Here is a 4,704-nt window from a genome sequence, read left to right on the forward strand (position 1 = left end):
TTGCGTCCGTCTTCGCGAGGACGGCTAAGGTCGAGATCGGATCCATGCGAAGTGGAACCGCCATACGGGCGTTGGTGCGGTGACTGCTGGGTTGTAGGCAAATGACATCATTTGCCTACAACGGATACGTAATGGGAACTGCCCTCCTTGAGGGCCTAAGGGGTGGCTCTAAGGTTCGACTGAGCTTAGGTCCGGCAGGGAGCCAAAACTCCAGCAGAGCTTCGGCCCGATGCGAGGAGATTCGCGCTCGCCGCCAGCCAAGTAACTCGCAACACGTAGCAGCTCAGGGCCTGAACTGGCGAGGCCTGCATATGGCCCTCTGCACACCAAACGATGGAACCGAGATATCCGCAGCCTCGCAAGGCTCCGGAACTTCACGGCCGTTTCAGGCCTCGTCGCTTCTTGACCGCAGGCGATGGGCCGCCTGTTTTGCCCTGTTGCCACAAATCGCCATGCTGCACCATCGCCGCGACTTCCGTCGCGTGCGATCAACGAACATGAGCGTGCAAGCATGCCCTTCGCAGGCCTTCACTCTTGAGAAGTCTTCTTCGCAGACAAACCTGGCCAAAGATTCTGCGATCGGCAAAAGCAGTGATTCAGGCGACCGCCAGCGGCGTGACATCACTGTCTTGAGAGCGCCTCCGCCATCCTCAGCCCCAACGATTTCAGTGAATGCCTCGTCGCGCCGGAGAAGCCTGTTGAGGGATTCCAGTTCCTTTAGATGCTCGCAGGTCAGAGCGGTTCCTTTCCGATCCCTGACAAACTGCCGGAACCATTCGCGAAGATTTCTTGCCTGATGGGCGATCTTGTCGAGCTCACCGGGCATCGCGCTTGCTTTGATCTCAGCAATCACCGTTGCCGGAACAAGCTCCGCCTGCGCCAGCCAATCGATAAGACCATCACCGCTTGCGAGCCAGTCCACTTCTGAATCAATCGGCGTTGCAACCGAGTTCAAGAAATCCAGCCCCAGACTATCGGCGATGAAAATCGGCGGCAGGTGATGATGCTCCATTTGGGTCCTTCCCGGTGCAGCGAATCCTTCAACGCGATTGTAAGTAACCATTCCGATGTCTGTTGACAAGTTATCCTCTTAGTGCGTAACCTCTCAATGGTCGTGTGGCAGGTTATCAACCCACCGTTCAGGAGAGTGGCAATGCGTTTCGAGGAAATGATAGGGGTGCTTTTGCACGGCGCATGGGCGGATGGATCAAGCTGGGCAAGTGTGATTGCACAGGCCCAAGACATCAAAGCTGTCGCGGCACCCTTGCCTTTGTGGCGGCGGTGCAACGTCCGATTGCGGTTCCCCGCATCAGCGTCCCCGTGGGCGCTCGTTCGTGGCGGAACCTGCCAGGCTGGTATATATTAGCGGAGGACGACCGCATGATTGCGGTTGGCATGCAGCGCTTTATGGCGGACCGCATGAAGACGCGGGTAAGGGCGCATCCGGTCGATCACACGCCAGGCATCACCGCCCCCGCCATTGTCGTCGACGTGATCTTAGAAGCGATCCACGACGCAGGCTGACTACCACTGCTGCCAAGGAGGATCGACTAATGAGTGAGCAAAGAACGACAGCAGATCGGCTGGCGGCATTCTCGGACGCGGTGATGGCGGTGATCATCACCATCATGGTTCTGGAACTTAAAGCCCCAGAGGATTCGACCTTCGAGTCCTTGTTGCCGCTGTGGCCCACGGTGATCGGATACGCCGTAAGTTATCTCTTTATCGCGATTATCTGGGTGAACCATCATCACCTTCTACGCTTTGTAAAAGAGGTGACACCGCGATTGATCTGGATCAACTTCGCCCATTTGTTTGTCGTGTCGTTACTGCCGTTTGCAACTGCCTGGATGACCCGTTCGGATCTGGCAGCAGCTCCTGTGGCTGTTTATGCGGGCATCTTCGTGTTGGTGGAAATAGCCTATCTGGTGTTCGAGCGAGAAATATTGGCACAGGCTGATTCAAGCATGATGTCCGACGAGGCCCGCCGGCTTGCGCGCCGGCGCTCGATTGCGGCTCTCGTGATATTCGCGGCAGCGTCCCTGGTCTCACCGTTCGTGCCACTGCTCGGACTCGGCCTTATTTGCTGTGCTCTGGTTCTCTATGTGCGGCCGGAGGCAGTCAGCAATGCGAGAGTGCGAAATCTGCAACTCCGACGGTAGAGCAAAGGCTCTGCTTCAAGCGGTGGAATTTAGTAACCCGTCAATAGCTATATCAGTAGTTATGAGAACACCTGCTCGACGCGAGCCGGAAGATCCATGTCGTTCATAAGGAGAAACACAATGACCGCGATTAAATATCTGACCGCCGATGTGGACGGTCTTAAAATCTTCTATCGGGAGGCTGGTCCGGCCGATGCTCCGACACTGCTTCTCCTGCACGGGTTCCCGAGCGCCGGACACATGTTTCGGGACCTGATTCCACTTCTCGCCGACAGGTTCCGCGTTGTTGCACCGGACCTTCCCGGCTTTGGCCAGTCGGACATGCCCGCTCGCGATAAATTCACCTACAGCTTCGATAACATTGCCACAGTGATAGAATGCTTTACGGAGGTCATCGGCGTCAAGCGCTTCACCGTATATGTCTTTGATTATGGCGCGCCGATCGGGTTTCGTCTCGCCATGCGGCACCCCGAGCGCATCGCCGGCATAATCTCGCAGAACGGTAACGCCTATGAGGAGGGCTTGAGCGAAGGGTGGAATCCGATACGGGCTTACTGGCAAAATCCGTCGAAGCAAAACCGCGATGCCTTGCGTAGCCTCCTAACACCGGAGGCGACGCGTTGGCAGTATACCCACGGCGTGACCGACCTGGCGACGGTGTCGCCCGATGGCCTATCACTCGACAATTTCTACCTTGCCCGCCCTGGTGCGGCTGAGGTCCAGCTCGACCTGTTCGGCGACTATAAGAGCAACATCGCTCTCTACCCGGATTTTCAGCAATATTTCCGCGAATACCTGCCGCGGTTTCTTGCGGTCTGGGGCAAGAATGATCCTTTCTTCCTGCCGCCTGGCGCAGAGGCATTCAAGCGCGATATCCCCGATGCCGATATCCGCTTCCTCGATACCGGACATTTTGCACTGGAGACCCACGCCACAGACGTCGCGGCGGCGATCCGCGAATTTCTCTCTCCCGCTAGTTTCGACCGATGAAATGGGAGGCTAATCATGCGGAAGCGGATGGCAATCGTCACAGGCGCGAGCCAGGGTATCGGTCGTTCTACTGCGATCCGGCTCGCGCGTGACCGAGCGGGTCGGCTTCACCCTGGATGTTGATTATCATCCCACCGCCGAGTTCCGGGTTGTCCAACTTTTATCCGCCGGGATCGGCATGTTCGGTGCAGGTAGTCGTTGCGGATACACCTAGCAGGGTGCACAATTTGTATCTTGTTACGACTGACCTCGCGGCTGAGCGGGCACAGCTGATCAGCCGCGGTGTCCTCAAGGACACGGTCGAAACATGGAACGGCGGGTGGAGCGCTGGGCTTCATCCCCGGCGTTGCGACTATGCCAGTTTCGCGGACTTTCCCGACCTGGATGGTAATACCTGGACTTTGCAGGAACGCGGTTACCGAGCATGACATTCCGGGAACTCCACTGCCGCCACCCCGTGACGCATCTCAAAGGTCGATCACGACGTCTTGCTGTGGCCGGGAGCAGCAGATCAGGAGATTTCCCGTTGCGGGTCGATCGAGCGGATCAGGCTCGTAGGTGACAGAACCGGAGATCAGTCCGCTCTCGCAATTATGGCACACGCCAGCACGGCAGGACCATCGGACGGGCACGTCACAGGCCTCAGCCAACTCCAATATGCTCTGATAGGTCGTTGGGTTCCAGTGGGCGGCAACGCCACTGCGCGCGAACGATACCAGCGGACCGGTACTGGCATCGTCCTTGGGCAAATGCGGAGCCCGCGTTGCGCCTCCAACGACTCCGGGCGTGAGCGCCTCACTGCCCTCAAAGATTTCGAAATGAATGTGATCCGGCGTAACGCCCAAGCTCGCGAGGACCTCCCTCATATTTGCCATGAAGCCCGTTGGCCCGCAAAGGTAGACATCCGCGTCCGGTGTGACGCCAACCTGTTCGAGGACCTGTCGTGACAGGTGCCCCTTGACGTCGAAATCCTCACCCATCTTGTCGTTTGACGCCGGCCTGCTGTAACAGACGACTCTACGCCCGTGGCTGAGCGCGGGCATTAGCCGGCGAATTTCACCGACAAACGGATGGTGCTGCCGATCGCGCGCCCCGTGAAGCCACAAGACCTGCCGTGTCGACCTGCGCACCGCCAGCGCGTGGAGCATCGCCAGAACAGGCGTCGCCCCGATTCCCGCACTCAACAGAACGACCGGTTGCCCTCCGGATTGCAGGGTGAAGCTTCCGCGCGGCGAGCTCACCTCGAGAACGTCACCGACACGAACGTGATCGTGCAGATAGGTCCCAGCCACTCCGTTGGGCTCGATCTTCACGCTGATTCGATAGGATTCCGTCGAGCCGGGACCAGAAAGTGAATAGCTGCGAAAAAGCGGTGGGCTGCCGCCTGGCCGCTGAAGACGTAAAACTATGTACTGGCCGGGCAAGGCTTCTGGTAGCGGCTGGTCGTCCTCGCTCTTCATCGTCAGCGAAAGTACATCCTCGCACTCCCGATCGATCGCAGCGACCACGAGCGGCCGAAACCCCGGCGCAACCGGATGCGCGGCTGCGGCCG

General features: G+C 58.4%; 5 protein-coding genes. 3 read left to right on the plus strand and 2 right to left on the minus strand.

Going from position 1 to position 4,704, the window contains the following annotated elements; translation table 11 throughout:
- Positions 1–385: 385 nt before the first annotated feature.
- The gene (locus tag AAAB35_RS28230) at positions 386–1,012 is read right to left on the minus strand and encodes an ABATE domain-containing protein (protein WP_340671647.1); all 627 of its coding nucleotides are present in this window, start codon (positions 1,010–1,012) and stop codon (positions 386–388) included.
- 368 nt (positions 1,013–1,380) lie between these two features.
- Between AAAB35_RS28230 and AAAB35_RS28235 the strand changes: the two genes are divergently transcribed.
- The 3 genes from AAAB35_RS28235 to AAAB35_RS28245 all read left to right on the plus strand — a co-directional run bounded on the left by AAAB35_RS28235 (position 1,381) and on the right by AAAB35_RS28245 (position 3,152).
- Positions 1,381–1,524, plus strand: a complete 144-nt coding sequence (locus AAAB35_RS28235) for a hypothetical protein (RefSeq protein ID WP_340671648.1) — start codon at positions 1,381–1,383, stop codon at positions 1,522–1,524.
- 29 nt (positions 1,525–1,553) lie between these two features.
- Positions 1,554–2,162 carry a TMEM175 family protein gene (locus tag AAAB35_RS28240; RefSeq protein WP_340671649.1) on the plus strand — a complete coding sequence of 203 codons (609 nt, stop codon included), beginning with the start codon at positions 1,554–1,556 and terminating at the stop codon, positions 2,160–2,162.
- A gap of 120 nt (positions 2,163–2,282) precedes the next feature.
- Positions 2,283–3,152, plus strand: a complete 870-nt coding sequence (locus AAAB35_RS28245) for an alpha/beta hydrolase (RefSeq protein WP_340671650.1) — start codon at positions 2,283–2,285, stop codon at positions 3,150–3,152.
- Positions 3,153–3,619: 467 nt separating this feature from the next.
- On the opposite strand, the gene AAAB35_RS28250 is transcribed toward AAAB35_RS28245, so the two are convergent.
- A partial coding sequence (locus tag AAAB35_RS28250) for an FAD-binding oxidoreductase (protein ID WP_340671651.1) occupies positions 3,620–4,704 on the minus strand: 1,085 nt, incomplete at its 5' end.

It is taken from the genome of Phyllobacterium sp. (genome assembly GCF_037994425.1).
Classification (GTDB): Bacteria; Pseudomonadota; Alphaproteobacteria; order Rhizobiales; family Rhizobiaceae; genus Phyllobacterium.